The organism is Streptomyces sp. NPDC090108, assembly GCF_044747185.1.
GTDB lineage: Bacteria > Actinomycetota > Actinomycetes > Streptomycetales > Streptomycetaceae > Streptomyces.
The window spans coordinates 1-23,875 of sequence record NZ_JBIVDQ010000010.1 but is presented as its reverse complement, the minus strand read 5'-3'; the positions used below and the strand labels follow the sequence as shown (position 1 = coordinate 23,875).

Sequence of the window (23,875 nt, the reverse complement as noted above, 5' to 3'; positions counted from 1 at the left end):
TTAGGCGCGAAAGTGACGAATGCGGATGAATAACACGATCCGATTGCCTGCCGGGACATCCGGACGGACGCCGGGGGCGGAGAATGATCGCGAGCGACCGGCGCCCGGGACGCTCGCACGGAGGACGGGCCGAGGGCGCCCCTCAGCGACCCAGATCACCCCGCGCCGTACTGCATCGCGGCGGAGGATGGGGGTAGTCTCAGACGGACTGCATAAGTTACCGCTTAGTAATTTCGCTCAGCCCAAGTCAGCCAAGCTCGTCATCCAAAAGGCCGCCTCAGGAGCCCCCATGCAACTCGCCGCGATCATCGTGTCGCTGGTCCTGACCGTGGTCGGCGTCGCGCTGCTAGCCCGTGCCGTCGGACAGTTCGTCCGGTACTTCAAACTGGGCCAGCCCGTACCCGCCGGCACCCGGACCGACAACCCGTACCAGCGCAGCGTGACGCTGGTACGTGAGTTCCTCGGCCACACCCGTATGAACCGATGGGGCATCGTGGGCGTCGCCCACTGGTTCGTGGCCGTCGGCTTCCTGACGCTGCCGCCGACCCTCGCCCAGGCCTTCGGGCAGCTCTTCCAGGCGGACTGGACCCTGCCGTTCATCGGCGACTTCCTGCCGTTCGAGCTGTACATCGAGTTCATCGGTGTGATGACGACCCTGGGCATCCTGACGCTCATGGTCATCCGGCTGCTGAGCCTGCCGTCCCGTCCGGGCCGCAAGTCCCGCTTCGCCGGCTCCAAGTCCGGCCAGGCGTACTTCGTCGAGTACGTCATCCTGACCATCGGCCTGGCGATCTACGCCCTGCGCGGCCTGGAAGGCGCCCTGCACCACGTGGACCACTACGAGGCCGCGTACTTCGCCTCGTACCCGCTGGTCCTCGGCTTCAAGGCGCTGAGCGTCCCGACGCTGCAGAACCTGGTCTACCTGGTCGCCACGATCAAGATCGGGACGTCCTTCGTCTGGATGATCGTGGTCTCGCTCAACACCAACATGGGTGTGGCCTGGCACCGCTTCCTGGCGTTCCCGAACATCTGGTTCAAGCGCGAGGCCACCGGCGGGACCGCGCTGGGCGCCCTGCAGCCGATGACGTCGGGCGGCAAGCCGATCGACTTCACCGACCCGGGCGACGACGACGTCTTCGGCGTCTCCCAGGTCGAGCAGTTCTCCTGGAAGGGCCTGCTCGACTTCTCCACCTGCACCGAGTGCGGCCGCTGCCAGTCGCAGTGCCCCGCCTGGAACACCGGCAAGCCCCTCTCCCCCAAGCTCCTCATCATGTCGCTGCGCGACCACGCGCACGCCAAGGCGCCCTACCTGCTCGCCGGCGGCGGCAAGACCATGGAGGGCGAGGAGAAGGCGTCCGAGGAGCAGCTCAAGGACGTTCCCGCCGCGGCCCTCGCCGAGGCCGAGCGCCCGCTGATCGGCACCCTCGAAGAGAATGGCGTCATCGACCCCGACGTCCTGTGGTCCTGCACCACCTGCGGCGCCTGCGTCGAGCAGTGCCCGGTCGACATCGAGCACGTCGACCACATCGTCGACATGCGCCGCTACCAGGTGATGATCGAGTCCGCGTTCCCGTCCGAGGCGGGCACGATGCTCAAGAACCTGGAGAAGAAGGGCAACCCCTGGGGCCTGGCGAAGAAGCAGCGCCTGGAGTGGACCAAGGAGGTCGACTTCGAGGTCCCGGTCGTCGGCAAGGACATCGAGGACCTCTCCGAGGTCGAGTACCTCTACTGGGTCGGCTGCGCCGGCGCCCTGGAGGACCGCGCCAAGAAGACCACCAAGGCCTTCGCCGAGCTGCTGCACATCGCGGGCGTCAAGTTCGCGATCATGGGCGGCGACGAGAAGTGCACCGGTGACTCCGCCCGCCGCCTCGGCAACGAGCCCCTGTTCCAGGAGCTCGGCATGGAGAACGTCATGTCCCTCAACGCCGCCTTCGGCGAGGAGATGGACGACGACGGCAAGGTGGTCCCCGAGTCGGCGAAGCCCAAGTCGGCCAAGAAGATCGTCGCCACCTGCCCGCACTGCCTCAACACGCTCGGCAACGAGTACCCGCAGCTCGGCGGCGACTACGAGGTCATCCACCACACCCAGCTGCTCCAGCACCTGGTCGACGAGGGCAAGCTGATCCCCGTCACCCCGGTCGAGGGCATCATCACCTACCACGACCCCTGCTACCTGGGCCGCCACAACAAGATCTACACGCCCCCGCGCGAGATCATCGGCAAGGTCCCGGGTCTGCGGAACGAGGAGATGCACCGCCACAAGGAGCGCGGCTTCTGCTGCGGCGCCGGCGGCGCCCGGATGTGGATGGAGGAGCGGATCGGCAAGCGCGTCAACAACGAGCGCGTCGACGAGGCCCTCTCCCTCAACCCCGACATCGTCTCCACCGCCTGCCCCTTCTGCCTCGTCATGCTGACCGACTCGGTCAACGGCAAGAAGAACGAGGGCAAGGCCAAGGAGTCCATCCAGGTCGTCGACGTCGCCCAGCTGCTGCTGGACTCCGTCAGGACCCCGGTCGACCCGTCGGACGACGAGGAACCCGCCACGGAGCCCGAGCCCGAACCGGTGAAGTAACCGCCCGCAGCACACGACGGCGCCCCCCGACCAGTGACCGGTCGGGGGGCGCCGTCGTGTCCGGCTACGCCTCCTTCGGCGCCGCCGTCTGCACCACCTCGAAGGACCACAGCGTCGAGCCGGCCGCGGCGGGCCGCTGCTTCTCGCCGCCCTCACCGCCACCGCCGGTGCCCTGGTGGGCCGCCTTCATCGGCCCCTCCATCCACGCCTGGAAGGCCGCGTCGTCCCGCCAGCGGGTGTAGACGAGGTACTGGTCGGTGCCCTCGACCGGCCGCAGCAGCTCGAACCACTCGAAGCCGTCCGAGCTCTCCACCGTGTGGGCCCGCGCCGCGAACCGCTTCTCCAGCACCTCCCGCTGCTCGGCGGGAACGGTCAGCACATTGATCTTGACTACGCTCATGCCCCCATCCTGCACCGCCCGCCCCCGTCCGCCACCGGCGCCACCCGCCCGGCACGCGGGGACCGGCCGCGACCGGCCGTTGCGGCCGCCCCGGGAACCCCGGCCGCACGAGATGCACCGATCGCCCCAACTGCCCCTGCCGTCAGGGAAATTCACTCGGCTCACGTACAACCCTCACGCCTCCGCGACCGTCTCCTGAACGCCGGCCACCGCGTGACCCCCGTGGGACGACCCACGGCGCGCACGAGTGGCCCGCGCTCATCGTCCGTGGGTGCCCGCCCCGCCAGGCATCCCCGCATGCCGCAGGAGACCGCATGCACACGCACAGCCGGATCGCCCTCGCCACCGCCACCGCGGCCGCTCTCACGGGTGGTCTGCTCACCTTCCTCGCCACGCCCGCCACGGCCGCCGACTCCACCCGGGTCGCGAAGGCCGACTTCAACGGCGACGGCATCGGCGACCTCGCCACCTCGGCGGCCACGGCCTACGTCAACGGCCGCAAGGGCGCGGGCCAGGTCGTCGTCCTGTACGGAAGCTCCACCGGAGTCACCTCCGCCAAGCGCACCACGATCAGCCAGGACACTCCCGGCGTCCCCGGCACCGCCGAGACCGGCGACGACTTCGGCACGGACCTGGCCTACGGCGACTTCAACCACGACGGCTACGACGACCTCGCCGTCGGCTCCCCGTCCGAGAAGGTCGGCACCGACACCGACGGCGGGGCCGTCGCCCTGCTCTGGGGTTCCGCGAAGGGCCTCACCGGCAAGGGCGCCGCGGTGGCGGACCCGGCCGCCGGCTCCCACGACTTCTGGGGCATGAACCTGGCCGCGGGCGACTTCGACGGCGACGGCCGCACCGACCTCGTCGTCGGCAGCTCCTCCGCCACCCTCTACCTCTACAAGGGCGGCTTCAGCGCCTCCGGCACCGCGGCGAGCCGCACCACCGTCAAGCCGCCCATCATGTCGGGCACCGACGACAACCCGTACGGCCCGCTGAACCTGACCGCCGGTGACGTCAACGGCGACGGCCGCACCGACCTCGTCGTCGACGGCTACGAGACCAGGACCAAGTACGGCTGGAACACCAACTACTGGCTGCCGGGCACCGCGAGCGGCCTGAACGCCTCCTCGGCCAAGGCCCTCAAGACCGGCATCATCACCGCCATCGGCGACATCAACGGCGACGGCTACGGCGACATCGTCAGCGGCGCCGGCTGGGACCCGGGCAAGGCCTCCGACGGCACCCCGGTACCGGACTCCTCCACCGGCGGCCGCGTGAACATCACCTACGGCTCCGCGAGCGGCCCCGCCTCCACCAGCGCCATCACCCAGAACTCCGGCAACGTCCCCGGCACCTCCGAGAAGGGCGACGACTTCGGCTGGGATCTGGACCTCGGCGACATCAACGGCGACGGCTACCAGGACCTCGTCGTCAGCAGCCCGATGGAGGACATCGGCAGCGCCGCCGACACCGGCCAGGTCACCGTCCTGTACGGCTCCGCCTCCGGCGTCGACACGGCCTCCGGCACCCAGGGCTTCGCCCAGAGCACCGCGGGCGTCCCGGGCAGCGACGAGAAGTCCGACCTGTTCGGCGCCGACGTCAAGCTGGACGACGTCACCGGCGACGGCAGGGCCGACCTGCTGGTGGGCTCGTACGAGAACGGCGGCGACGGCGCGGTGACCTACCTGCCGTCCAACGGCTCGAAGATCACCACGTCCGGCGCGCGCTCCATCGGCGCGGGCGCCGTGGGCGTCTCCACGACCGGCGCACCCCAGTACAGCGCCGTCTTCGCGGACTGACCGCCGTCCCGCGCACACCGCCGGGCCCTCGCCCCCGAGGACCCGGCGGCCGCACGGCCGGACCCGCCTCCCGCACCGCCCACGGCCCCCGCGCGTCCCATGACGGTCCCTTAGGGGATGTCACAGGTCGGCAGCAATGCCGGGCCCGGACGCCCGGGTCCGGCACGTCACCGGCCGGGAGCAGGTACGTTCGATGGGTGGCTGGATTCAGGATCGGAGGCGGGGGCCGGGACGACCGGGCCCCCCAGGGACAGCAGGCTCCGCAGGGACCGTCGTACGGACGCGGACAGGGACCGGGGCGCGGGCAGGGGCCGGCGCGGCCCGGCGGCCCGGCGTACGGCTACCCGTCGGCGCCGCAGCCGTCGTACCCGCGGCAGCAGCCGACGTACCCGCAGCAGTCGTACCCGCGTCAGGGACAGCCGAACGGCTACCCGGGCCCCGGGAACGACGGCCCGGAGTACTTCGGCGACGGCGGCCACCCGGGGCAGGGCCCCGGCGGCTCCCATGACCCCTACGCGGCCGACAACGCGGGCCACACCCAGGCCTTCTCCGTGGACGAGGCGGCCGGCTACACCCAGGGCGAGACCTACCACGCGGGCGCGGCGGCACCCGACGGCCCGAGCGGTCCGCCGCTGCACTGGAAGGAACTGCTGAAGGGGGTCGTCCTCTCCCCCGACCGGACCTTCCTGCGCATGCGGGACTACACGATGTGGGCCCCGGCCCTGATCGTCACCTTCCTCTACGGCCTTCTCGCCGTCTTCGGGTTCGACGGGGCCCGCGAGGACGTGATCGGTGCGACGCTCACCAACGCGATCCCGATCGTCCTGGTCACCGCCGTCACGATCGTGCTGAGCTTCTTCATCCTCGGCGTGGTCACCCACACCATGGCCCGCCAGCTCGGCGGCGACGGCGCCTGGCAGCCCACGGTCGGCCTCTCCATGCTGATCGCGTCCCTCACGGACGCGCCCCGCCTCGTCGTCGCGATGTTCTTCGGCGGCGACGCCGGCTTCGTGCAGGTGCTCGGCTGGCTCACCTGGATCGGGGCGGGCGCCCTGCTCACCATGATGGTGTCCCGCTCGCACGACCTGCCGTGGCCGAAGGCACTGGGCGCCTCGGCGATCCAGCTGGTCGCGCTGCTGTCGATCGTCAAGCTGGGCACGTTCTAGCGGAAGCCTGCGGACGTCCGGCGGACGTCCGTCGGACGGCGCTCCTCGGACGCGCGAAGGCCCCCGGCGGAAATCCGCCGGGGGCCTTCTCCGTCAGCCGTCCTCAGGCGCCCTCAGGCGTCCAGGACCTGCCCGCTGCGCTTGACCACGGGGGGCTTGACAATTCAGCTGATTTGACTTGATGACGGTAATAGTCTGGCCCTGCTCAGGAGGCAGGGGGAGGGCCGACCATGGCGCGCAAGGTAGGGGTCTACACCCGGATTTCGCGGGACGACGAGGGCGAGTCGCTGGGAGTCGCCAGGCAGCAGCAGGACTGCGAACGCCTCGCGGACCTCCGGTCGTGGCAGGTCGTGAAGACCTACGAGGACAACGACGTGTCGGCGTTCAAGCGCAACGTCGTGCGCGACGAGTTCGAGCTGATGCTGAGAGACCTCCGCGCCGGCCTCATCGACGGCATCGTGGCCTACGACCTGGACCGCCTCGCCCGACAGCCGCAGGACCTTGAGCGCCTGATCGAGATCTTCGACGAGCGTCTCCGCCTGGAGTTCGCCACCGTCACGAACGACATCAACCTTGGATCACCGGACGGCCGCACCATGGCCCGCATCATGGTCGCGTTCGCCAACAAGTCGTCGCACGACGCGTCACGCCGGATCAAGCGCAAACACCTGGAGTTGGCTCAGCAGGGCAAGGACAGCGGTGGGCCGGCGCCGTACGGCTGGAGCAAAGACGACCGCACCAGGGTCGACCCGGGGGCCGCCGAAGCCATCCGCGAGGCACAGCGCGAAGTCCTCGCCGGCGTCCGCATCGGAACCATCCGGACCCGGTGGCAGCAACAGGGCTTGGGCAACCCACGCGCAGGCACCAAGCGCATGGCCCACCACCACGTCGAGCAGATCCTGACCAACCCCAGACTGGTCGGCTACCGGACGTACCACGGTGAAATCCTGGCCGGCGAAGACGGCGAACCCGTCAAGGGGAACTGGGAGCGGATCAACACCCTGGAGGAGTGGGAAGCCGTCTGCGCGGCTGTCACCGAGCGGAAACAGAAGCATCCCGGCAGGTCCCTGGCCCGTAAGTACCTGCTCTCAGGCATTGCCCGGTGCGGACTGTGCAAGGCGAAGATCCGAGGACAGATCAACAACCGCTGGCAGCCAGGTTCGAAGGCCGCGAGATACACGTACCAGTGCTCCGTGGTGAACGGCGGATGCGGCAAGGTGGGACGGGTTGGAGAGCCCGTCGACAGGCTCATGGTCCAACTAGTACTCGAAGAGCAGCGAGCGCGAGCAGCAGTGACCGCCGTACCGGCCGACCAGCAATGGCTGCGCGAGAACGAGTTGCGGCAGGTCTCCCAAGACATCGCCCAGCTCGTGGATGCCGAACGCTCGAAACAGATCACGGTGGCCACCCTCTTGCAGCTTTTGCCGGCCAAAGAACGGCTGCGCGACGAACTCAAACTGGAGCGGGCCCGCTTCTACAAAGAGCAGAAGCAGGCCGAGGCCAAAGGCGATGCGGCGAGCCTGACCGTCGAAGAGTTCTTTGCGCTGCCGGTCGAACGCCAGCAAGAGATCGTGCTGCACAGCCTCTCAGCCGTGATCATTCACCCGGCCGGACGAGGACGCCGGAAGTTCGACCCGAGTCTGATCGAACCCGTCTGGCGGTGACGATCAGGCCCGCCCCTGCAACACGAGGGCACGGCATACCCACTCTTCATCACGCTCAGGAGCACGGCGAAGATGCATCCGCAGCCACTCGTCACCGCTCATGACCTTCGGTCACCGAACGAAGCCGCAGGTCACGCGGGCTGAGCTCCCGCCCTTCTTGATCATCGGGCTTTCGCAGATCCGCCATGCCCTCTTCCGATCCGGTGAAACCAACCCCCCGGACTGGCGGGATCTTCGGCTCGATAGTCCGAAGCTCGGGATGGACCGGAAGTGGACGGCAGAAGCGTATCGGTCGGCACCGACAACCCGGTCTCACGCCGGGTACGGCGCCGACCATCAAGTCCCTTAGAGTGCCTCTTTGTTCGCCTTGGCCGCATCGCCAGACTTATGTACCGGAGGCAAGACACTCCACGGGAAGTTGATCCAGTCGTCGGTGCGCTTCCACACGTACTCGCACTTCACGAGCGAGTGGGACTTCTCGTAGATCACGGCGGACCGCACCTCGGCGACGTGGTCGAGGCAGAAGTCGTGGACGAGCTTCAGCGTCTTCCCGGTGTCGGCGACGTCGTCGGTGATCAGCACCTTCTTGTCGGAGAAGTCGATGGCGTTGGGGACCGGCGCGAGCATGACGGGCATCTCGAGGGTCGTCCCCACACCGGTGTAGAACTCGACGTTCACCAGGTGGATGTTCTTGCAGTCGAGCGCGTAGGCGAGGCCGCCGGCGACGAAGACACCGCCGCGGGCGATGCTCAGCACGATGTCGGGCTCGTAGCCGTCGTCGGCGATGGTCTGCGCCAGCTCGCGGACGGCGGTGCCGAAGCGCTCGTAGGTCAGGTTCTCCCGCACGTCACTCATGCCGCCGCCCTCACACCTGGGTCCGATGGAAGTTCTGGAAGGACCGCGAGGCGGTCGGACCGCGCTGGCCCTGGTAGCGGGAGCCGTAGCGCTCGCTGCCGTACGGGTGCTCGGCGGGCGAGCTCAGCCGGAACATGCACAGCTGGCCGATCTTCATGCCGGGCCACAGCTTGATCGGCAGGGTGGCGAGGTTGGACAGCTCCAGGGTCACGTGACCGCTGAACCCCGGGTCGATGAACCCGGCGGTGGAGTGGGTGACGAGCCCGAGCCTGCCGAGCGAGCTCTTGCCCTCCAGGCGGGAGGCGAGATCGTCGGGAAGCGTGATGACCTCGTACGTCGAGGCGAGCACGAACTCCCCGGGGTGCAGGATGAACGGCTCGTCGCCCTCGGGCTCCACGAGCCGGGTGAGGTCCACCTGCTCGACCGCGGGGTCGATGTGCGGGTACCGGTGGTTCTCGAACACCCGGAAGTAGCGGTCGAGCCGTACGTCGATGCTCGACGGCTGCACCATGGACGCGTCGTAGGGATCGATCCGTACCCGCCCGGCATCGATCTCGGCCCGGATGTCCTTGTCTGAGAGAAGCACTCCCCGAGGATACGCAAGGCGCGCGGAGTCATGACAATCGTGACGACTCCGCGCGCCCGGATGATCGGTGCGATGCGCCTGCTTCGGTGCGGTACGGGTACTACCGCTGCTTCTCCAGGGTGACCGGCACCACACTGCGGAGCCGCGCACACCGGGGACACCTCAGAAGCCGGCCGGGGCCGAGCCGCTCGGCCTGCTGCATCGGGAACGAAGCGGTGCTGAAGACGTGCCCGTCCGCGCAGCGGACGACGGTGCGTTCCATCAAGTCCTTCAAGTCCCTTCCCCAAGAGCCGCGTCGGGCTCATTGCCCTGACGACAAAAGCCACATTACGGGATCAAAGAGAGGACTCTCCAGACGGCGCTCCGGGGTCCGAGAACCCCGCGCCGGACTCACCGTACGCCCCCAACTCACCACCCCCGCACGGGGATCCCTCCCCCACGACACGACCGGACCCCGCGGTCCGAGCACCGGGGGTCTGCGATGAGGTACAGTGAGCGAGCGTTCGGAGCCCTCCGCTTCACGGGGCCCCAGATCACGCGGGTGTAGTTTAATGGTAGAACATCAGCTTCCCAAGCTGAGAGCGCGAGTTCGATTCTCGTCACCCGCTCCAGATTGAAACCCCAGGTCAGCGGCCTGGGGTTTGTTTGTTGTCTAGACCATTTTGGGGGCTTCATGCCCTCCGCGTGCCCTAAGTTGCGCGGGCGCGCCCACCAGAGACGCCACCCAGGTCTTTTCTGGCGGCACGTCAGCCGATCATCTCGGACAACGAGACACATTCTCTGTGACCGGCACCACTCCTGAGAGTCGGGGTGATGAAGTCGCATACGCGAAACACCAGTTCGCATTCCTGAGTGGACAGCTGGGCCAGGGCGTCCGAGACGCTCTTGATCGCGCCGAGGGCCGGTCACGGCCGGAAGCCTGCCGCGTGCCCGCCCCGCTCACCGGACGACGGAGTCGGGGCGTTCGATCACGACACCGCGCCGGCAGCCGTAGTGCTGGACGAGACGCGCACAGCGCGCGACGCGCATGGCCGACCACACCGGTCGGTGACGGGCTCTGTTGCTCAGACCTTCTCGGCCAGCACGCGTGGATGCCCGGCGGTGAGCAGACCGATGTCCTCGGCATCGGACGTCAGGATCGTCACCTGGCCAGGATGCTGGAGCGCGGTCGCGCACATCATGGCGTCGATGGCGTACTTGTGGCCGTGCAGCCCCGCTGCCCGCAGCAGGGTGACGGCAGCCTGGGCCACGCCTTGTGTGACCGGCTCGACGCGGAGCCGGGACAGCGTCCACTTCAGCGCGGCTTCGTCGATCTTCGGGTGGATCACCTCGACAAGGACGGCCGCGGAGGTGATGACTGGCAGGTCGGCGCCGCGGGCGGCCGTCAGCCACTCGTGGACCTCACGGTCCCGCCGCACCGCCTTCGCCAGGCTCTCGCTGTCCAGGACCAGGACACCGCTCACGCGGCCGCCCCGGCACCCGAGTCGCCGCCGGTCAGGCACGCGCGCTTGGCCGCCACCGCCTCCGGGTCGGCCGGGCCGAGCGCCTTGTCGAAGTCGGCGATCAGCTCGTCCAGGTTGACCCGCTCGATCTGCCGCTGAGCCGCCTTCTCCAGGTACGCCGAGACACCCCGCCTGCCGACCCGCTCACGGATCGCTTGCAGGGTGCCGGCAGTCAGCGTGACGGAGATGCCGCTGGTGGGACCGTCACCGGGCACAAAGCCCACGTCGTCAACCATGACTCCGAGTATGTGATTGCGGTGGACGACTACGCCTCGCGTGCCTGTTGCCGCCCCGTACCGGACCCCCGCAGTTGCTGCCGCACCCCGGCATCGATCCCCTGCGCCGGCCTCCGCTGATGCTTCGCCGTCGAGTCCTGGTAGATCAGCTGGGCCCGTTCCGACGACTGGCCGGCGCGGACCATGAGGTCCTTCAGCTTGGCGCCGGTGTCGGCGGCCAGGGTGTTGCCGGTGTGGCGGAGGTCGTAGAAGCGGAAGTTCTCTGGCATGCCGACCTTCGTCCTCGCCTTGCGCCACGTGCGGCCGAAGGTCGAGCGGCGGAAGGGAGCACCCTTCTCGCCGACGAAGAGGAAGCCGTCCCGTTCCTTCTCGGCGAACCACTGGAGGTGGCGTCGCAGCTCACGCGAGAGGGGCTCGGCCTCTGACAGGAGACCGGGCCCCAGGACGGTGCGTCATACGGAGTTCAGTCGCCAGGCGACCATCCCGCTCGCCTCGGGCCTGCCTTGCGTGTCGATGTGCACGTGCCTGCCCGCCGTGAAGCGCTCGGACACGACCGATCGGTCACACGACACGACCTTCCTCGCCGCGGTCTTCCGAGGAGTGATAGTGATCTCCGCTGCGCCCTTCCCGGCGCAGACCACCGTCAACTTGTAGGCGTGTCCGGCTATGAGGTCGGGCTGCGTGTGAATGCCGTCGGAAACGCGTTCCACCCCCGACTCGACCATCGACCCGTCCTGCTTGGTGACGGAGTCGAGGGCCGACTTCACCTGTTCAGTGAGCTGCTTCTCCGCTGATGGTCGCGCGCTGGACCGATGAGACGGTGCCGCGGAGCGATCCGGCGCAGGGTCCTTGTCGGAGGTACACGCCGCCAGGCAGAGAACGGGAACCAGTGCGGTGCCGAGGAGCCACGTGGAGGCCGGCCTCATGAGGAGGTCTCCCACCAGCCAGGACGGTCGTTGATGTCGCCCCCGTCCTGTGCCGCAACGTCATCTGTGGTCACGGCCTGCTCCAGGTCGCCCGCCGCGGGCGAAGGCAGCTCTTCGTCCGCGACGGCAGTGCCTGTGGTTCCCAGGCAGAGCAGGAGCGCGGTGCCGGACGCGAGAGCGGTTCGACGCATGCCGAAGTCCATGTGTTCCCCCTGTTCAGTTGTCCGCCCTGGTCACGGGCGGCAACCAGGACACTATGGATCGGTCATGCGCGCATCAAGCAGATGATCCCCTTTCTGAGCTGAACTTGAGCCATGTACGCAACCATTGGATGTGGCGCCCTGCCAGGGACGAGACCCCGCCGGTCGCGCCGAAGCCGTGCCGGATCGTGCGGTGCAGCAGGCCGGGCTTGCCGAGCTTCGCCGTCTGCATCTCGCCCTGGGCCGGTGCGGGGAGCGGGGCCGGGGTGATCGAACCGTTGCCGCGGCGCGTACAACCGCGAACAGCCCGCGTCTGCCTCACCGTTGATCACTGGAGATGCGTCTCCGGCCGGTGCGGCGGGAAGGACGATCACCGTGACCGGTCGGGTCACGCGGGCGAACTGGGACACCCACACCTACCAGGGCTACGCGGGCCGGACGGTGAGCCTGCAGTTCGAGTCGACGGGCGCCTCCTCGTACACGACGGTCAAGGAGGTCACGTCGAGCAGCACGGGGGCGCTCAGGGCAACGGTGAAGGCCACCGGGCCGGGGACGTGGCGGTGGACGTACTACGGGAACTCCACCTCCGGGGCGAAGTCGTCGGCCGGGGACCGCGTCGCCGTGCGGTAGCCGGGCGCGCGGGCGGACTCCGGCCTACGCTGATCGAGGGGGTGCGCTCGGGTGACCGCACACCGGAAGGGGCACCCCGATGGACGATTACCCGCTGATCGAGGACCACGGGCTGATCGGTGATCTCCAGACCGCCGCGCTGGTGACCACCGAGGGAGTGATCGACTGGTTCTGCTCACCGCGGTTCGACTCGCCGAGCGTGTTCGGCGCGCTGCTCGACAAGGACAAGGGCGGCCACTGCACGGTCCGGCCGGCGCACCCCACCCATTCGACCAAGCAGCTGTACCTGCCCGACACCGCGATCCTCATCACCCGGTTCATGACCGAGGCGGGCGCCGGCGAGGTCATCGACTTCATGCCCGTGACCGGGACGACCGCCACCGACCGGCACCGGCTGGTGCGTCTGGTCCGCTGTGTGCGCGGCACCATGACCTTCGACGTGGAGATCGCCCCGCGGTTCGACTACGGCCGCGTGAAGCACCAGTTGCACATCACCCCGCACGGAGCGGTGTTCGCCGCGGACGACGGCACGGAACTCACCGTCCATCCCGTGCGGGAGCCGGACGACGACCGGCTCGCGGACGTGCTCATGGACCGCGACGCGGACCTGCAGGTCACGCTGACCCTCACGGCGGGCCAGCAGCGCGGGCTGGTCCTGGAGACGGGCGCCACCGAACCGCCCCGGGAGATCCGGCGCGCCGAACACGAGCGGCTCTTCGACGAGACCGCGGGGTTCTGGCGCTCCTGGCTGGCCCAGTCCCGCTACACCGGCCGCTGGCGGGAGGTCGTGGAACGGTCCGCGATCACGCTGAAGCTCATGACCTTCGCCCCCAGCGGCGCCGTGGTGGCCGCCCCGACGGCGGCGCTTCCCGAGCAGCTGGGCGGCGAGCGCAACTGGGACTACCGGTTCACCTGGATCCGGGACGCCTCCTTCTCCGTGTACGCCCTGCTCGGGCTGGGGTTCACGGAGGAGGCCAGGGCCTTCATCATCTGGCTGGGCGACCGGGTCAAGGAGGGGGTGCGCGCGGACAGGTCCACGGGTCCGCTCGACATCATGTACACGGTCGACGGCTCCTCCGACCTGAGCGAGCAGATCCTCGGCCACTGGGAGGGCTACGCGGGCTCCGCCCCGGTCCGCATCGGCAACGGCGCCGCCACCCAGCTCCAGCTGGACATCTACGGCGAGGCACTGGACAGCATCTACTTCGCGCACCGGCACGGCTTCGAGGTCGGGCACGGCGGCTGGACCTCGCTGCGGACCGACCTGGAGTGGCTGGCCGACAACTGGGACCGGGCGGAGGAGGGCATCTGGGAGACCCGCGGCGGCCGCCAGGACTTCACGTACGGGCGGGTGATGTCCTGGGTGGCGTTCGACCGCGCGCTGCGCCTCGCCGAGGCCAACGGCTGGCCGTCCGCCGCCGCGCGCTGGCACGCCGAGCGGGACGCCGTGTACGAGCAGGTCATGGCCAGGGGCTGGAGCGAGCAGCGGCAGGCCTTCGTGCAGCACTACGGCAGCGAGGTCCTGGACTCCTCGCTGCTGCGCATGGCCACGGTCGGCTTCATCACCCCCGGCGATCCCATGTGGGCGTCGACGCTGGACGCCATGGAGGACGAACTGGTCAGCGACAGCCTGGTCTACCGGTACGACCCCGGCGCCTCGCCCGACGGACTGCGCGGCTCGGAGGGCACGTTCTCCCTGTGCACGTTCATGTACGTCGACGCCCTGGCGCGCGCCGGCCGCACGAACCGGGCGCGGCTGGTCTTCGAGAAGATGATGGGGTACGCCAACCATCTGGGCCTGTACTCCGAGGAGATCGACCCGACGGGCCGCCAACTGGGCAACTTCCCACAGGCGTTCACCCATCTCGCGCTCATCGACTCGGCGATCACGCTGAACGACGCTCTCGACAAGCGCTAGTTGTCCGGCCACTGCCACCGGTGCCGGCCCGGGTCGGGGCGGATCGGGGCGGCCCGGGGCAGGGCCGTTCAGCCGCCGGTCGCGAACCCCGGGAACAGCGTCATCCCGCCGTCGACGTACAGGGTGGAGCCCACGACGTAGTCCATGAGGTCGGAGGCGAGGCCGACGGCCGCGTGGCCGATGTCCTCGGGGTCGCCGATACGGCCGTAGGGGATCAGCCTGAGCAGGTCCTCCCGGGCCTCGGGTGTCTCCCAGGCGCCGCGGTTGATGGGGGTCCTGATGGCGCCGGGGGCGATCGCGTTCACCCGGATCTTCTTCGGGGCGAGCTCCTGCGCGAGCGTCTCCATCATCATCTGCACCCCGCCCTTGGAGGAGGCGTAGTTGACGTGCCCGGCCCAGGGGATGACCTGGTGCACCGAGCTCATGCAGATGATCTTCCCGGCCGCGCGGGAGACCTCCGGGACCACACCGCGGCGCAGGAACTCCTTCGTCGCCTCGCGGGCGCACAGGAACTGTCCGGTGAGGTTGACGTCCAGGACCTTCTGCCACTGGGCCAGCGACATCTCGGTGAACGCCGCGTCGCGCTGGAGGCCCGCGTTGGCGACCAGGATGTCGATCGTGCCGAACTCCCCGACCATCCGGTCCATCATGGCGACGACCTGCCGCTCGTCGGAGACGTCCGCCTCGTAGGCCGCCGCCCGGACCCCGAGGGCGGTGATCTCCTCGACCACCTCGCCGGCCGCGTCCGCGTCCGCCACGTAGTTGACGACGACGTCGGCGCCCGCCCGGCCCAGGGCGATGGCCGTCGCCCGGCCGATGCCGGAGTTCGCGCCGGTCACCAGCGCCTTCTGTCCCCGCAGCAGATGGGCCGGGATCACGCCCCGGGCTGCTCCCTCGGTGGAACCCACGATGTCCCGCTCCTCCACTGCGCGCCCGCCTCCCGAGGGCCCGTCGCCCGGAGGTCCGGGCATCAGGCAAGCACCGGGCCCGGAGGGCGGCATCCCGCGGCGGACCGCGTTGCGCTGCCCGGCGCAGGATCTTCGCCCGGTCGTGGCCCGCGGCGCCTTTGGAAGCGAGGGGCCGGGGGCAAGGGGCCTGAGACGAGAGCCTCAAGACCAGCGGCGGCTTCCCGGGGTGCGGCGGCTCGGCGCGCGCCCTACGCTGATCGGGTGGGATGTCAGGATCTCTAGGCGGCCTCCGGGCCGCCGGTCGCGCGTCAGCGCGAAACCCTCTTCTCCCTGCGGAGACCCGACAAGCCCGGCGCGCCGCCCGGTGGTCGACGAAGCGCGCGGCGCCCGGCGAAGCGCGTGCGGCGTCCGCCCCCTCTTCCCCGGCGGGTTCCGCCCCTCGCACACCCGAGTCGGGCGCCGGCTTTCCGGTCCGCAGCCTGCAGCCCCCTGTGGAGGTCGGGATGCGAGTCGTCGTTGATCTTTCCCGGTGTGAAGGCTACGCGCAGTGCGCCTTCCTGGCACCGGACGTGTTCCGGATGCACGGCGAGGAAGCGCTGATGTACGACCCGAGCCCCGACGACGACCAGCGCGACCGGGTGCTGCGCGCCGCGGCGGCCTGCCCGGTGCAGGCGATCCTGGTGGACCGGCTCGACGTGCCGGACCTGCGGGTGGAGGCGTCGAGGTCATGAACAGCGCCGACAGCATGCGCGCGTTCCGGCGCGACGGCCGCATCGTGATCGTCGGGGCGTCGCTGGCCGGACTGCGGGCCGCGGAGGCCCTGCGCGCCGAGGGATTCACCGGATCGCTGACGATGATCGGCGACGAGGCGGCCGAACCCTACGACCGTCCCCCCTTGTCCAAGCAGGTCCTGACGGGCTGGGTGCCCGCCGACGGCACCACGCTGCCGCGGCGCCGGGAGATCGACGCGGAGTGGCTGCTCGGAGTGCCCGCCAGCGGGCTGGACCTGGCCACCGACCACGTCCATCTCGCCGACGGACGCGAGATCCCCTTCGACCGGGTGCTGATCTCCACCGGCGTACGGGCCCGGCCCTGGTTCGTGGAGAGCGAGGCGGCGCTGGACGGGGTGTTCGTCGTACGCACCCGCGAGCACGCCGAGGGCCTCCAGCGGGCCCTCGCCGACGGGCCGTCCCGCGTGCTGGTCATCGGCGCCGGATTCACCGGCTCCGAGATCGCCTCCGTCTGCCGCGAGCGCGGCATCCCGGTGACCGTCGCCGAACTCGCGCCGGCCCCGCTGGTCGGGGCACTCGGCGCGATGATCGGCGAGGTGGCCTCGGAGATGCAGCGCGCCCACGGCGTCGACCTGCGCTGCGGTGTGAAGGTCACCCGGCTGGAGGGCGACGAGCAGGGGCGGCTGCGCCGGGCGCACTTCGACGACGGCACCACCCTCGACGTCGACGTGGCCGTGGTCGCGCTCGGCGGCATCCGCAACACCGAGTGGCTGCACGGCTCGGGCCTGGCGGCCGGCGTCTGGGGCATCGCCTGCGACACGGGCTGCCGCGCCATGGACCTCAACGGCCTGATCACCGACGACGTCTTCGTCGCCGGGGACGTGGCCCGCTGCCCCAATCCCATCTACGAGTACCGGCTCATCTCGCTGGAGCACTGGGCCAACGCGGTGGAACAGGCCGAGGTCGCCGCCCACAACATGGTCAACGGCCAGGCGGACCGCTGGCCCCATCTGTCCATCCCGCTGTTCTGGTCGATCCAGTTCGGCGTCAACATCAAGTCCGTCGGCGTGCCGACCTTCGCCGACGAGGTGGTCGTCACCCAGGGCTCGGTGGCCGACCACCGCTTCGTCGCCGCGTACGGCTACCAGGGCCGGGTCACCGCGGCGGTGAGCTTCAACAACGCCAAGTGGCTGGACCACTACCGGCGTCTCATCGAGACCGCCGCGCCCTTCCCGCCGCCCTGCCCCACGCCCGACGAGCCCGTCGACATGAAGCCCGTGCCCGTCGACTTCCCCGGCCCCACCCTGCTCGCCCAGGGCGCCACGGTGGTCGTCACCGGCCACGACCCCGGAGAACGGCGGGTCACGGCCGCCCGGTACCACCGTCAGGGGGGAACGAGATGACCACGTCCGAGACGACGACGACCGACACCCTGCGCCGGATCCTCGACTACTCCTCCCGCGCCGACCCCTACCCGCTCTACGCCGAGCTGCGCCGGACACCGGTCGCCCGGCAGGAGGACGGCAGCTGGGTCGTCAGCACCTACCGCGAGCTCGCCGACATCCTGCACAACCCGCACCTGAGCTCCGACGTCCGCAATCTGGCGCACCCGATGCCCTCGGCCGAGGGGACGACGACCCCGGCGTTCATCAACATGGACCCGCCCGAGCACGACCGCCTGCGGCGGATGGCGATGCGCCACTTCGGCCCCCCGCACACCCCGGACCTGGTCACCGGCCTGGAACCGGCCCTGGCCGAGACCGTCGGCACGCTGATCGACGGCTTCGAGGGCAGCGAGCGGATCGACATCGTCGACGACCTCGCCTACCCGTTCCCCGTCACGGTGATCTGCCGCCTGCTCGGTGTGCCGCGCGAGGACGAACCGCGCTTCAGCCTCTGGGTGAACGACATCATCAACGCGATCGACTACGACCCGAGGACCGACCCGAAGGAGAAGGTCGAGGACGGCATCCGGGCCCGCCAGGAACTGCGCCAGTACCTCGGCGGCCTGCTGGAGCAGCGGCACGACCGGCCGGGCGACGACCTGCTGTCCCGGCTGGCCAACGACGACGGGCCGGACGGGCGGATGACCGACGAGGAGATCATCAGCACCGCGAACCTGCTGCTGATCGCCGGCCACGAGACGACCGTCAACCTCATCACCAACGGCATGCTGACGCTGCTGCGCCACCCGGAGGTGCTCCAGCGGCTGCGCGACGAACCGGATCTGGTCGTACCGCTGGTCGAGGAGCTGCTGCGCTACGAGCCGCCCGTGCACATCATTCCGTGGCGGGCCGCGTACAGCGACATCGCCGTCGGCGACGCCGTCATCCCCAAGGGCTCGCAGATCATGCTGATGCTGGCCTCGGGCAGCCGCGATCCGGACCGCTTCGCCGAGCCGGACCGGTTCGACCCCGACCGGCGGGACAACCAGCACCTCGGCTTCGGCAGCGGCATCCACCTGTGCTTCGGCGGCCCGCTGGCCCGGCGCGAGGCCCAGATCGCACTGGTCGAGCTGGTACGGCGCCTGGAGCGGCCCCGGCTGGTCGACGACCCGCCGCCGTACCGGCGCAGCCCCGTACTGCGCGGCCCGGTCCACCTGCTCGTCGAACAGGGCGGGTAGCCGCCTGATCCGGTCCGCGGCGGGGGGGGCCGTTCAGGAGGCGACGACTCCGATGCCGTCGCCGAGGAGCTTGAGGCCGAGCACGAAGAACAGGACGGCCATGACGGCGACGTTGTGCCGCGCGGCCCACTCCCGCCAGTTCGCGAGGACGCCCTTCGCGCGCTCGCCCATCACCAGGTAGACGGCGAGCGGGGCGAGCACGCCCGCGGACGCGATGACGACGAAGACCGCGAGGGTGCCGATCTGCTGCGGTACGGGAATCCCGGAGGAGCTGATCGAGGCGCCCGCGGCGATGGTCAGCGGCGCGTTCTTGAGGTTGGCCGCCGACAGCAGCAGCCCCAGGCCGAGGATCTTCACGGGGGTGAAGCGGTCGATCGCCGCCATCCACTTCGGGAGCTGCGCCTGGGACGGGTCCTTGGGGCGGCGCCGCCACTGGACGGCGCCGAAGAGAGCGAGGAGCACGCCCAGCGCGATCTTGAGGGCGCCGACCCAGGTCGCCGGGTGCTTGTGCGCCGAGGCCCCGCCCGTTCCGCCCACGGCCAGCATGATCGCGCCGAGCGCCGCGAGGCCCAGCACCCAGCCGGCGGCGAACAGCACTCCGCCCAGACGCCCCCGCGGGGTGGCCAGGACGAGGATGATCGCCACGATCGGCAGGGGGCTGACCGCGACGCCCGCGGCCAGGCCCAGCACTTCACCGACAGCGTGTCCCACTGCGGCCTCCGGCGGTCGGACGGATGATCCCGGGCGTCCTGCGGCCGGTGCCGCCCACGACGCGGGCCGGAACCGGCGGACCCGGCCCTGCCCGGCCCCGGCACGGGCGCGGCCCTCGCCCCATCGTGGCGGCCCGCGCAGGCACCGGCCATCGCCCACCGGCGAACGGGTGACCGGCCCGCGGCCGCCGTCGGACCGGGGCGGCCGCGGGCCGGGGGAGGCGAGCCGGCCGCTCGGTCCGTCACCTCCGTACGCGCGGCGGGAACGGCCTGTCACTCGGTGGTGTGAACCTCGCTGCGGCGCAGCGGGGCCGGTGCCCGCAACGGTGATTCCGGGGCGCGCGCCCCGGCCTAGACTCCGCGCCCATGTCGCTCTGGCTGCTCAACACGTTCAGCACCTTCACGCTGGCGGTCGTCACCGTCGGCGGGACCGTCCTCCTGGCCGTCACCGGCAGTGTGCTGATGCGCCGCAGGTACCCGTCGCTGGCCCGCGGGGAGCACAACGACATGGTCGGGGTGACGCTGGGGATGTTCGGCGCGATCTACGGCATCATCCTCGCCTTCGTGATCGTCACCCTGTGGACGCAGATGGAGGACACCCAGACCATCGTCGCCACCGAGGCCACCGACGCGGCGCTCATCACCCGTGACGCCGTCGCGTTCCCGGCGCCGGTGCGGGCCCGTCTCGACTCGGCCGTCGGCGGCTACGTCCACGCCGTCATCGAGGACCAGTGGCCCCGGATGCGCGCGGGACACCCCAGCTACGGGACCACCGAGACCCACCTCCAGGCCGCCTTCCAGGCGCTCCAGACGTACGGCCCGAAGGACGAGCGGGAGCAGGTCTTCTACGAGCAGGCGGTCGCCCACCTCGACGACGTCGCCTCCCAGCGCCGGGCCCGCATCACCATGGCGCGCCAAGAGCTCCCCGTACTCCTCAAGGCACTGGCCTTCGGCGGCGCCGCCGTCCTCGTCCCGCTCACGTTCCTCTACGGCATGCGCAGGCTCCGGGTGCAGCTCCTGTTCGTCGCCTCGGTCGCCGGCCTGGTCGGCTTCAGCCTGCTCCTGGTCTTCGTCCTGGACCGTCCCTTCGCCGGCGACCTCAGCATCAGCCCGGCCCCGTACCGCGAAGGCGCCCTCGCCCAGTACTGGCGGTGAACCGGTCCACGACGGCGTCCCCGGCGCGCCGCACGCCCGGGTGTGCGGATACCTACCACAGCCAACGCAGAAATATGGACGGGGTCTTACCAGGTTAACTGTCCGCACCACCGGGAATTCGGGAAAACCCGAGGCCACGCGCGGCAGCCTGTGCTACCTTGATAAGAGTTGCAGTTTTGGTCAAACCAGAGACTTCGCGTACTCGTTCGGGCATCTCCGGAGGGGTGATCATCGCGGCGACTCCGGGCCCACAAGGTGTGGAGCCCGGGCACTGCCCCTAAGGAGATTCAATATGGCGTCTGGCACCGTGAAGTGGTTCAACTCGGAAAAGGGCTTCGGCTTCATCGAGCAGGACGGCGGCGGCGCTGACGTGTTCGCCCACTACTCGAACATCGCCACGACCGGCTTCCGTGAGCTTCAGGAAGGCCAGAAGGTCACCTTCGACGTCACGCAGGGCCAGAAGGGCCCCCAGGCCGAGAACATCGTTCCCGCCTGACATTGCTTCGCACCCGGCCGGGGCCCGCACTCTAGGGTGCGGGCCCCGGTCCGTTGTGTTTTCCCCCGGTCCGCCGGTCGCCACCGCGCAGGACCCCGGCCCGCTCCTCCGGAACGGATTGCGGCGACGCCGCCGCACCGAATCAGTCCGCGCGTCAACTCCGCGGCCTTCCGGACCCGGCCCTTTTTGTTTTTGCCACGGCTCCATTCTTGCGAATCCCGACAGGGCTTTTTCATGGCCCGGGGAATTCCTCGATATGTGCCGCATCGAGGAAGGTTCCCCCATGGACCGCATGGACCGCACTTCTCGTACGACCGACGGCTCGTCCCGGTCCCGGACAGGCGGACGCTCCGGCGGCTCCGGCGCGCGTGCGCGCCTCCGCTCCCCGGAGGCGGGGCGCCGCGGCGCCCCCTCCCGCGCGGCCAAGGGCGGCCGAGGCGCCCCCAAGAGCCGTGGCGCCGCCCCGCGTCAGGACTTCGCCCTGCCCGTCACCATCTCCCCCGCGCTGCCGGCCGTCGAGACGTTCGCGGAACTGCCGCTGCCGGAGCGGCTGCTGACGGCGCTGGCCGCCGAGGGCGTGACCGTGCCGTTCCCCATCCAGGGCGCGACGCTGCCGAACTCCCTGGCGGGACGTGACGTCCTGGGCCGCGGCCGCACCGGTTCGGGCAAGACCCTCGCCTTCGGCCTGGCCGTGCTCGCCCGCACCGACGGACAGCGGGCCGAGCCCCGGCAGCCGCTGGCCCTGGTCCTCGTGCCCACCCGGGAACTGGCCCAGCAGGTCACCGAGGCCCTCACCCCCTACGCCCGCGCGCTGCGACTGCGCCTCGCCACGGTGGTGGGCGGCATGTCGATCGGCCGTCAGGCGAGCGCGCTGCGCGGCGGTGCCGAGGTCGTCGTCGCGACGCCCGGCCGGCTCCGCGACCTCGTCGACCGCGGCGACTGCGACCTGAGCCGCGTCGCCATCACGGTCCTCGACGAGGCCGACCAGATGGCCGACATGGGCTTCATGCCGCAGGTGACCGCCCTGATCGACCAGGTGCGTCCCGACGGCCAGCGCCTGCTGTTCTCGGCGACCCTGGACCGCAACATCGACCTCCTGGTCCGCCGCTACCTGCACGACCCGGTGGTCCACTCGGTCGACCCGTCGGCCGGCGCCGTCACCACGATGGAACACCACCTGTTCCACGTGGACGACGACGACAAGCACGCCACCACGACGGAGATCGCCGCCCGCGACGGCCGCGTGATCATGTTCCTGGACACCAAGCACGCGGTGGACCGGCTCGTGAAGAAGCTGCTGTCCGTCGGCGTCCGCGCCTCGGGCCTGCACGGCGGCAAGTCCCAGTCGCAGCGCAACCGTACGCTCGCGCAGTTCAAGGACGGCGACGTCACCGCCCTGGTCGCCACCAACGTCGCGGCCCGCGGCATCCACGTCGACGACCTCGACCTGGTCGTCAACGTCGACCCGCCCAGCGACCACAAGGACTACCTGCACCGCGGCGGCCGCACCGCCCGCGCCGGCGAGTCCGGCACCGTGGTCACGCTGGTGCTGCCGCACCAGCGCCGCGACATGAACCGCCTCATGGACGACGCGGGCATCACCCCGGTCAGCACCAAGGTCCGCCCCGGTGAGGCCGAGCTGAACCGCATCACGGGCGCCCAGGCCCCCTCCGGCGTTCCCGTCACCGTGGCCCTCCCCGCTCCGGCCCCCGAGCGCCCCAAGCGCGCCGCCGGCTCCGGCCGCGGCGGCAGGGGCCGTCCGGCCCGTGGCCGTCGTCCCTCCGCGGGCTCGGGCACGGGCACGAGCACGGACCGGCGCACGGGTCAGCAGGCTCAGGGCACGGACCAGAGGCAGGGCCAGAAGCCGAGCCAGCGGCCGGGTCAGCGGTCGGGTCAGAAGCAGGGCCAGAGGCCCGGCAGGCGGCCGGGCGGCAAGGCCGACCAGTAGCCGACAGGCGGCCAGCGGACCCGAGGGGTGTCCGGACGTGATCCACGTCCGGGCACCCCTCGTCCGTATGTCAGGGGTTTTCCCCGATGACGCACCCGCGGGGACGCGCGGAGCATCTCCACGAGTGCGGGTCCGCCGAGCTGCGGTCCCAACCGGACGTTCCGCCTGCCTGAGTACCCGTGGAGCGGCCGCGTACGCGCATCCGCGGAGGGACGGGAAACACGGGGAGGGCGTTCTACGGGCCGCCGGCTCCGCTACACGCCGGTACCGGTTCCTCCGCCCGCACGGCCGGCCCGGCGCAGCTCCTCGTTGGCACGCAGGGCTTCCTCGAGTCGGTCCTCGAGGCTGATGATGCGGCAGGCCGCCTCGACGGGCGTGCCCTGGTCGACCAGTTCGCGCGCGCGGGCCGCGAGCCGCAGCTGATGGCGCGAGTAGCGACGGTGACCGCCCCCGGACCGTACCGGGGTGATGAGCCTGGCTTCGCCGAGCGACCGGAGGAAACCGGGCGTGGCACCGATCAGCTCCGCGGCGCGGCCCATGGTGTACGCCGGGAAGTGGTCGTCGTCGAGCCGGTCGGCTGCGTCCGGCCGGTCTTCCTCGGGCATGTGCTCCTTCCCGCGGCCCGCCCGCGAGACGGCCCGCAACGGGGAGGTCTTCCCCTGCGGAAAACTTTAGTCGCCCCACTTGGGAACTCTGTCGCGACGGTGGCAGATGTGCACACTGTGCCCACAGAGTCCCCCGAATGCCCGGGCTCTGAATGGTCCGTAACGCAGAAAACCCCCGCATCAACGATGCGGGGGTTTTCCCTAAAATTTGTTCGGCGGCGTCCTACTCTCCCACAGGGTCCCCC

22 protein-coding genes, 1 tRNA gene and 2 pseudogenes are annotated in these 23,875 nt (G+C 70.3%); 13 read left to right on the top strand and 12 right to left on the bottom strand.

All coding sequences use genetic code 11. From position 1 onward, the window contains the following. The first annotated feature begins 289 nt into the window (after window positions 1-289). Window positions 290-2,572, top strand: coding sequence for a (Fe-S)-binding protein (locus tag ACIPRD_RS29940; protein WP_356410021.1), 2,283 nt, complete (start codon window positions 290-292; stop codon window positions 2,570-2,572). Window positions 2,573-2,636: 64 nt separating this feature from the next. Here ACIPRD_RS29940 and ACIPRD_RS29935 read toward each other — a convergent pair whose 3' ends face one another. After that, the gene (locus tag ACIPRD_RS29935) at window positions 2,637-2,972 is read right to left on the bottom strand and encodes an antibiotic biosynthesis monooxygenase (RefSeq protein WP_356410024.1); all 336 of its coding nucleotides are present in this window, start codon (window positions 2,970-2,972) and stop codon (window positions 2,637-2,639) included. A gap of 314 nt (window positions 2,973-3,286) precedes the next feature. Here ACIPRD_RS29935 and ACIPRD_RS29930 point away from each other — a divergent pair, with 314 nt between their 5' ends. The 3 genes from ACIPRD_RS29930 to ACIPRD_RS29920 all read left to right on the top strand — a co-directional run bounded on the left by ACIPRD_RS29930 (window position 3,287) and on the right by ACIPRD_RS29920 (window position 7,601). Next, window positions 3,287-4,771, top strand: a complete 1,485-nt coding sequence (locus tag ACIPRD_RS29930) for an FG-GAP and VCBS repeat-containing protein (protein ID WP_401567558.1) — start codon at window positions 3,287-3,289, stop codon at window positions 4,769-4,771. Window positions 4,772-4,968: 197 nt separating this feature from the next. Then, entirely contained in the window at window positions 4,969-5,937 is a 969-nt protein-coding gene (locus ACIPRD_RS29925; protein ID WP_356410029.1) for a Yip1 family protein, read from the top strand. Window positions 5,938-6,167: 230 nt separating this feature from the next. Further along, window positions 6,168-7,601 (top strand): recombinase family protein, encoded by a 1,434-nt coding sequence (locus tag ACIPRD_RS29920; RefSeq protein WP_401567555.1) that lies wholly within the window; start codon window positions 6,168-6,170, stop codon window positions 7,599-7,601. A gap of 345 nt (window positions 7,602-7,946) precedes the next feature. Here ACIPRD_RS29920 and ACIPRD_RS29915 read toward each other — a convergent pair whose 3' ends face one another. The 3 genes from ACIPRD_RS29915 to ACIPRD_RS29905 form a co-directional block, all read right to left on the bottom strand. Then, on the bottom strand, window positions 7,947-8,456 hold the full coding sequence (locus ACIPRD_RS29915; RefSeq protein ID WP_356410035.1) for a phosphoribosyltransferase: 510 nt from the start codon (window positions 8,454-8,456) through the stop codon (window positions 7,947-7,949). A 10-nt stretch (window positions 8,457-8,466) separates the two neighbouring features. Then, window positions 8,467-9,042: a dCTP deaminase gene (dcd, locus tag ACIPRD_RS29910; protein WP_356410038.1), complete on the bottom strand. Its 576-nt coding sequence runs from the start codon at window positions 9,040-9,042 to the stop codon at window positions 8,467-8,469. A gap of 100 nt (window positions 9,043-9,142) precedes the next feature. Next, the gene (locus ACIPRD_RS29905; protein ID WP_356410041.1) at window positions 9,143-9,304 is read right to left on the bottom strand and encodes a hypothetical protein; all 162 of its coding nucleotides are present in this window, start codon (window positions 9,302-9,304) and stop codon (window positions 9,143-9,145) included. Between the two features lie 275 nt (window positions 9,305-9,579). On the opposite strand from ACIPRD_RS29905, the gene ACIPRD_RS29900 reads away from it, so the two are divergent. Continuing rightward, window positions 9,580-9,653 (top strand) — tRNA-Gly (locus ACIPRD_RS29900). A 453-nt stretch (window positions 9,654-10,106) separates the two neighbouring features. On the opposite strand, the gene ACIPRD_RS29895 is transcribed toward ACIPRD_RS29900, so the two are convergent. From ACIPRD_RS29895 to ACIPRD_RS29875, 5 genes and pseudogenes are all read right to left on the bottom strand, one after another. Beyond that, a complete protein-coding gene (locus tag ACIPRD_RS29895; protein WP_401567551.1) occupies window positions 10,107-10,505 on the bottom strand; it encodes a type II toxin-antitoxin system VapC family toxin in 399 nt (132 codons plus the stop codon). Next, window positions 10,502-10,780, bottom strand: coding sequence for a hypothetical protein (locus ACIPRD_RS29890; protein ID WP_401567549.1), 279 nt, complete (start codon window positions 10,778-10,780; stop codon window positions 10,502-10,504). The genes ACIPRD_RS29895 and ACIPRD_RS29890 overlap by 4 nt, the downstream gene beginning before the upstream one ends. Before the next feature lie 29 nt (window positions 10,781-10,809). Next, a pseudogene (locus tag ACIPRD_RS29885) lies at window positions 10,810-11,181 on the bottom strand (tyrosine-type recombinase/integrase); the annotation flags it as partial. Between the two features lie 51 nt (window positions 11,182-11,232). After that, the gene (locus ACIPRD_RS29880) at window positions 11,233-11,547 is read right to left on the bottom strand and encodes a hypothetical protein (protein WP_401567546.1); all 315 of its coding nucleotides are present in this window, start codon (window positions 11,545-11,547) and stop codon (window positions 11,233-11,235) included. Between the two features lie 155 nt (window positions 11,548-11,702). Beyond that, entirely contained in the window at window positions 11,703-11,897 is a 195-nt protein-coding gene (locus tag ACIPRD_RS29875; RefSeq protein ID WP_401567543.1) for a hypothetical protein, read from the bottom strand. Window positions 11,898-12,266: 369 nt separating this feature from the next. Between ACIPRD_RS29875 and ACIPRD_RS29870 the strand changes: the two are divergent. Both ACIPRD_RS29870 and ACIPRD_RS29865 read left to right on the top strand, forming a co-directional pair. Next, window positions 12,267-12,536: pseudogene (locus ACIPRD_RS29870) on the top strand (hypothetical protein); the annotation flags it as partial. Between the two features lie 79 nt (window positions 12,537-12,615). After that, window positions 12,616-14,454 (top strand): glycoside hydrolase family 15 protein, encoded by a 1,839-nt coding sequence (locus ACIPRD_RS29865; RefSeq protein ID WP_401567541.1) that lies wholly within the window; start codon window positions 12,616-12,618, stop codon window positions 14,452-14,454. Window positions 14,455-14,522: 68 nt separating this feature from the next. On the opposite strand, the gene ACIPRD_RS29860 is transcribed toward ACIPRD_RS29865, so the two are convergent. Further along, window positions 14,523-15,317: an SDR family oxidoreductase gene (locus tag ACIPRD_RS29860; RefSeq protein ID WP_401567800.1), complete on the bottom strand. Its 795-nt coding sequence runs from the start codon at window positions 15,315-15,317 to the stop codon at window positions 14,523-14,525. A gap of 548 nt (window positions 15,318-15,865) precedes the next feature. Here ACIPRD_RS29860 and ACIPRD_RS29855 point away from each other — a divergent pair. From ACIPRD_RS29855 to ACIPRD_RS29845, 3 genes are read left to right on the top strand one after another with little or no spacing between them, the layout of a single operon-like run. Beyond that, window positions 15,866-16,093, top strand: coding sequence for a ferredoxin (locus ACIPRD_RS29855; protein ID WP_356410062.1), 228 nt, complete (start codon window positions 15,866-15,868; stop codon window positions 16,091-16,093). Beyond that, window positions 16,090-17,496 carry an FAD/NAD(P)-binding oxidoreductase gene (locus tag ACIPRD_RS29850; RefSeq protein ID WP_356410065.1) on the top strand — a complete coding sequence of 469 codons (1,407 nt, stop codon included), beginning with the start codon at window positions 16,090-16,092 and terminating at the stop codon, window positions 17,494-17,496. The genes ACIPRD_RS29855 and ACIPRD_RS29850 overlap by 4 nt, the downstream gene beginning before the upstream one ends. Beyond that, a complete protein-coding gene (locus ACIPRD_RS29845) occupies window positions 17,493-18,716 on the top strand; it encodes a cytochrome P450 (RefSeq protein WP_401567539.1) in 1,224 nt (407 codons plus the stop codon). Before ACIPRD_RS29850 ends, ACIPRD_RS29845 begins: the two co-directional genes overlap by 4 nt. Window positions 18,717-18,749: 33 nt before the next feature. Here ACIPRD_RS29845 and ACIPRD_RS29840 read toward each other — a convergent pair whose 3' ends face one another. Further along, window positions 18,750-19,427: a GAP family protein gene (locus tag ACIPRD_RS29840; RefSeq protein WP_356410071.1), complete on the bottom strand. Its 678-nt coding sequence runs from the start codon at window positions 19,425-19,427 to the stop codon at window positions 18,750-18,752. 365 nt (window positions 19,428-19,792) lie between these two features. Here ACIPRD_RS29840 and ACIPRD_RS29835 point away from each other — a divergent pair, with 365 nt between their 5' ends. The 3 genes from ACIPRD_RS29835 (at window position 19,793) to ACIPRD_RS29825 (ending at window position 23,025) form a co-directional block, all read left to right on the top strand. After that, window positions 19,793-20,581 (top strand): DUF4239 domain-containing protein, encoded by a 789-nt coding sequence (locus ACIPRD_RS29835; RefSeq protein WP_356410074.1) that lies wholly within the window; start codon window positions 19,793-19,795, stop codon window positions 20,579-20,581. Window positions 20,582-20,873: 292 nt separating this feature from the next. Then, on the top strand, window positions 20,874-21,077 hold the full coding sequence (locus ACIPRD_RS29830; RefSeq protein WP_356410077.1) for a cold-shock protein: 204 nt from the start codon (window positions 20,874-20,876) through the stop codon (window positions 21,075-21,077). Window positions 21,078-21,369: 292 nt separating this feature from the next. Then, window positions 21,370-23,025 carry a DEAD/DEAH box helicase gene (locus ACIPRD_RS29825; RefSeq protein ID WP_401567535.1) on the top strand — a complete coding sequence of 552 codons (1,656 nt, stop codon included), beginning with the start codon at window positions 21,370-21,372 and terminating at the stop codon, window positions 23,023-23,025. A gap of 254 nt (window positions 23,026-23,279) precedes the next feature. Here ACIPRD_RS29825 and ACIPRD_RS29820 read toward each other — a convergent pair whose 3' ends face one another. After that, window positions 23,280-23,630: a MerR family transcriptional regulator gene (locus tag ACIPRD_RS29820; RefSeq protein WP_356410083.1), complete on the bottom strand. Its 351-nt coding sequence runs from the start codon at window positions 23,628-23,630 to the stop codon at window positions 23,280-23,282. Window positions 23,631-23,875 lie beyond the last annotated feature (245 nt).

What these genes read in the sequence shown, in the direction of transcription:
- ACIPRD_RS29835 (WP_356410074.1), top strand. Translation starts at nt 19,793, where the DNA reads ATGTCGCTCTGGCTGCTCAACACGTTCAGCACCTTCACGCTGGCGGTC.
- ACIPRD_RS29845 (WP_401567539.1), top strand. Translation starts at nt 17,493, where the DNA reads ATGACCACGTCCGAGACGACGACGACCGACACCCTGCGCCGGATCCTC.
- ACIPRD_RS29890 (WP_401567549.1), bottom strand. Translation starts at nt 10,780, where the DNA reads ATGGTTGACGACGTGGGCTTTGTGCCCGGTGACGGTCCCACCAGCGGC.
- ACIPRD_RS29915 (WP_356410035.1), bottom strand. Translation starts at nt 8,456, where the DNA reads ATGAGTGACGTGCGGGAGAACCTGACCTACGAGCGCTTCGGCACCGCC.
- ACIPRD_RS29905 (WP_356410041.1), bottom strand. Translation starts at nt 9,304, where the DNA reads ATGGAACGCACCGTCGTCCGCTGCGCGGACGGGCACGTCTTCAGCACC.
- ACIPRD_RS29935 (WP_356410024.1), bottom strand. Translation starts at nt 2,972, where the DNA reads ATGAGCGTAGTCAAGATCAATGTGCTGACCGTTCCCGCCGAGCAGCGG.
- ACIPRD_RS29825 (WP_401567535.1), top strand. Translation starts at nt 21,370, where the DNA reads ATGGACCGCACTTCTCGTACGACCGACGGCTCGTCCCGGTCCCGGACA.
- ACIPRD_RS29855 (WP_356410062.1), top strand. Translation starts at nt 15,866, where the DNA reads ATGCGAGTCGTCGTTGATCTTTCCCGGTGTGAAGGCTACGCGCAGTGC.
- ACIPRD_RS29920 (WP_401567555.1), top strand. Translation starts at nt 6,168, where the DNA reads ATGGCGCGCAAGGTAGGGGTCTACACCCGGATTTCGCGGGACGACGAG.
- ACIPRD_RS29850 (WP_356410065.1), top strand. Translation starts at nt 16,090, where the DNA reads ATGAACAGCGCCGACAGCATGCGCGCGTTCCGGCGCGACGGCCGCATC.
- ACIPRD_RS29940 (WP_356410021.1), top strand. Translation starts at nt 290, where the DNA reads ATGCAACTCGCCGCGATCATCGTGTCGCTGGTCCTGACCGTGGTCGGC.
- ACIPRD_RS29820 (WP_356410083.1), bottom strand. Translation starts at nt 23,630, where the DNA reads ATGCCCGAGGAAGACCGGCCGGACGCAGCCGACCGGCTCGACGACGAC.
- ACIPRD_RS29930 (WP_401567558.1), top strand. Translation starts at nt 3,287, where the DNA reads ATGCACACGCACAGCCGGATCGCCCTCGCCACCGCCACCGCGGCCGCT.
- ACIPRD_RS29830 (WP_356410077.1), top strand. Translation starts at nt 20,874, where the DNA reads ATGGCGTCTGGCACCGTGAAGTGGTTCAACTCGGAAAAGGGCTTCGGC.
- ACIPRD_RS29875 (WP_401567543.1), bottom strand. Translation starts at nt 11,897, where the DNA reads ATGCGTCGAACCGCTCTCGCGTCCGGCACCGCGCTCCTGCTCTGCCTG.
- ACIPRD_RS29865 (WP_401567541.1), top strand. Translation starts at nt 12,616, where the DNA reads ATGGACGATTACCCGCTGATCGAGGACCACGGGCTGATCGGTGATCTC.